Here is a 2,887-nt window from a genome sequence, read left to right as displayed (position 1 = left end):
GCCAAGAACGTGGTCGCCGCGGGCCTCGCCTCGCGCTGCGAGGTCCAGGTCGCGTACGCCATCGGCAAGGCCGAGCCCGTCGGCCTCTTCGTCGAAACCTTCGGCACCGAGAAGACCTCCCCCGACCGCATCGGCCAGGCCATCACCGAGGTCTTCGACCTCCGCCCGGCCGCGATCATCCGCGACCTCGACCTCCTGCGCCCGATCTACGCCCAGACCGCCGCCTACGGCCACTTCGGCCGCGAGCTCCCGGACTTCACCTGGGAGCGCACCGACCGCGCCGACGCCCTGCGCGCCGCCGCGGGCCTTTGACCTCCAGGACCGTAGGGGTCGCTCCGCACCGCCCCGCACCCCGAGCAGGCCGAGTACCTCGGCCCTCACATCGAGGGCCCGTACGAGCCGGACCACTACCGCTCCTGATCCACCCCGATCGGCGCCCTCCCCGCCCACCCCGTCGGTGCCGGCGGGAAGCCGGTCCGGCAGCCAGCAGACCTCCCCACAGCCTGGAGGAATCCAGTGACCACCAGTGACGTCGCCCCAGCCAGCATCCAGGACCGTGCCGCGGAACTGGCCGAGATCAAGGCCCGGGCCTTCGCCGGGCCCGACCCCAAGGCCACCGAACGGCAGTACGCCAAGGGCAAGCTGACGGCGCGGGAACGCATCGAGGTGCTCCTCGACGAGGGCTCGTTCCACGAGATCGAAACACTGCGTCGGCACCGCGCCACCGGATTCGGGTTGGAAGACAAAAAGCCCTACACCGATGGGGTCGTCACCGGCTGGGGCACCGTCCACGGCCGGACCGTCTTCGTGTACGCACACGACTTCCGCATCTTCGGCGGCGCCCTCGGCGAGGCGCACGCTCAAAAGATCCACAAGGTGATGGACCTCGCGGTGTCTGCTGGTGCCCCGCTGGTCTCCTTGAACGACGGCGCCGGCGCCCGTATTCAGGAGGGAGTCACTGCCCTCGCCGGCTACGGCGGCATCTTCCAGCGCAATACCCGCGCCTCCGGGGTGATCCCGCAGATTTCCGTGATGCTGGGCCCGTGCGCCGGTGGCGCCGCCTACTCTCCGGCCCTGACGGACTTCGTGTTCATGGTGCGCGAGAACTCGCAGATGTTCATCACCGGTCCGGACGTGGTCCGCGCGGTCACCGGCGAGGAGATCACCCACAACGGGCTCGGCGGCGCCGATGTCCACGCGGCGGTGTCCGGGGTGGCGGCCTTCGCCTACGACGATGAGGAGAGCTGCCTGGAAGACGTACGCTTCCTGCTGTCGCTGCTGCCCTCCAACAACCGCGAGACCGCGCCCCGTGAGGAGACCGACGACCCCGCCGACCGGCGCACTGATGCCCTCCTCAGCCTCGTCCCGGCCCACCCGAACCAGGCCTACGACATCCGAAGGGTCATCGAGGAGATCGCCGACGACGGCGAGTACTTCGAGGTCCAGCCGGCCTGGGCGCAGAACGTGGTCTGCGCACTGGCCCGCTTCGACGGTCACGTCACCGGGATCGTCGCCAACCAGCCTGCCGTGATGGCCGGAGTGCTCGACATCCACGCGAGCGAAAAAGCCGCCCGCTTCGTCCAGTTCTGTGATGCCTTCAGCATTCCGCTGGTCACTCTCGTCGACGTGCCCGGCTTCTTGCCCGGCGTGGACCAGGAACACAACGGCATCATTCGGCATGGCGCCAAGCTGCTGTACGCCTACTGCAACGCCACCGTCCCGCGGATCCAACTGATCCTGCGCAAGGCTTACGGCGGCGCGTACATCGTGATGGACTCCCGCTCCATCGGCGCCGACGTCTCCTTGGCCTGGCCCACCAACGAGATCGCGGTGATGGGCGCCGAAGCCGCCGCGAACGTCATCTTCCGTCGGGAGATCGCGGCGGCCGAGGACCCGGACGCCGAACGGGCACAGAAGATCAAGGAATACCAGACCGAGCTGATGCACCCGTACTACGCGGCTGAGCGCGGCCTGGTGGATGACGTGATCGATCCGGCCGAGACCCGTTTCGCGCTCATCGGCGCGCTGGCCATGCTGCGGACGAAGCACGCCGACGTCCCGTCCCGCAAACACGGCAATCCACCGGTGTGACGGGGTGAGGGGCGAGGCGGCGGTCGTGTGACCACCCACTCGAAGATCACCGGCCGACCCACCCGTGCCGTACCGACGGTGGAGAACCCCTCCGCATGCGCTGGTGGAGGGCGTGGGCGGTGGGGTCGCGGTGTGCGGTGGACGCTCTATCGGTGCTCAGGGCGTGACGGATGGGTGTGGGGCGCGTCGAAGCGGACCGCGGCGCGATTGTGGGGCAGAGGCGAGGCCGCTGGCGGCATCGCGGGCTGGTCGCGGCCGGCCGGGGCCGGTGACCGCACGCTGCCTGCTGGCGGACGGGGATGCGGCCGCGATTCTACTTTTCATTTCGGGTGTGTCAAGCCCCGAGTTTCCGCAGCTTTGTTTGGCTTCGAGGGTGGGCCAATCTGGTTTCAGGCAAAGCGCCGAGCCGCCGAATCGGAAGGCGCAGCGGGTGGCAGTGAATCCCCCGCCTGCTGTATTAGAAATACGTAATTCCTTTGAAGGAGAAAATGATGGCTGTGAAGATTCGTACCCGCATCCCCGGAATTGTTGCTGCTTCTTTCGTTGCTGCGGTTGTTGCCGGAGCGGCCGGGGCGACGGGCGCTCACGCAGCTCCTCAGACGATGAAGGCTGTGCCGGGCGTGGTGCAGGACGTCGGCGGTGAGGTCAATCAGGCGAACGTCAATCAGGGCGATGGTGACGCTAACCAGGCGAACGTGAACCAGGGCGATGGTGACGCTAACCAGGCGAACGTGAACCAGGGCGATGGTGACGCTAACCAGGCGAACGTGAACCAGGGCGATGGTGACGCTAACCA

At 67.8% G+C, this 2,887-nt stretch carries 2 protein-coding genes and 1 pseudogene; all 3 read left to right on the top strand.

What is annotated here, in order from left to right; translation table 11 throughout:
* The coding region (locus tag ACFV7Q_RS38650; protein WP_385435635.1) for a methionine adenosyltransferase domain-containing protein at positions 1–312 on the top strand (312 nt) is incomplete at its 5' end.
* Between the two features lie 204 nt (positions 313–516).
* A complete protein-coding gene (locus ACFV7Q_RS38645) occupies positions 517–2,091 on the top strand; it encodes an acyl-CoA carboxylase subunit beta (RefSeq protein ID WP_385435634.1) in 1,575 nt (524 codons plus the stop codon).
* A gap of 491 nt (positions 2,092–2,582) precedes the next feature.
* Positions 2,583–2,887 (top strand): annotated as a pseudogene (locus tag ACFV7Q_RS38640) (hypothetical protein); the annotation flags it as partial.

The sequence above is a fragment of the Streptomyces sp. NPDC059851 genome (assembly GCF_042732005.1).
Taxonomy (GTDB): domain Bacteria; phylum Actinomycetota; class Actinomycetes; order Streptomycetales; family Streptomycetaceae; genus Streptomyces.
This window is presented reverse-complemented; position numbering and strand designations above follow the sequence as displayed.